The sequence below is a fragment of the Succinivibrio faecicola genome (assembly GCF_019448115.1).
Classification (GTDB): Bacteria; Pseudomonadota; Gammaproteobacteria; order Enterobacterales; family Succinivibrionaceae; genus Succinivibrio; species Succinivibrio faecicola.
Window position 1 is genome coordinate 1 of sequence record NZ_JAGFNY010000106.1, and the last position, 567, is coordinate 567.

Consider the following 567-nt stretch of genomic DNA (forward strand, 5'->3'; position numbering starts at 1 on the left):
ACATGTTTTTAAAGAGCATCAACGCTAGAGTGCATCTAGGTTTGTTTTAAATTTCCATGTGGGAAACTAGAGTTAATATCTAAAAACAAAAATACTTTTATTGTTTTCTTGAACTACATCAGAAATAGAAGCAACAGTACCTTCAATTTTTGAGATGAAGACTTTTATTTCAAGGTATTAATTGTTTTGATTTTTAGAAAAAATATCTGATCTTTCGATAGGATTTATTAAGGAATGGTGCGAAAGATGGGACTCGAACCCACACGCCTTGCGGTACAAACACCTGAAGCTTGCGCGTCTACCAATTTCGCCACTTTCGCACACTATTTTGATCCCGATGAGATTCGAACTCATGACCACCGGCTTCGGAAACCGATACTCTGTCCAGCTGAGCTACGGGATCATTAAACGAACCACAATCGAAATTGTGGTCACTATTATATGCAAGATCATTTAATAATTCAATAAAGCATAATAAAATGAAGTAATATTTTTACGGTGACCAAATGAAGCGGACATTGGTCACATTTGTCTAAAATTATAAATGGCTGTAGTTAGCGTACAGTC

2 tRNA genes are annotated in these 567 nt (G+C 35.8%); both read right to left on the reverse strand.

Annotation, left to right across the window (positions count from 1 at the left end):
* Positions 1-235 precede the first annotated feature (235 nt).
* A tRNA-Leu gene (locus J5V48_RS09845) sits at positions 236-320 on the reverse strand.
* 9 nt (positions 321-329) lie between these two features.
* Positions 330-403, reverse strand: a tRNA-Arg gene (locus J5V48_RS09850).
* Between the last annotated feature and the right edge of the window lie 164 nt (positions 404-567).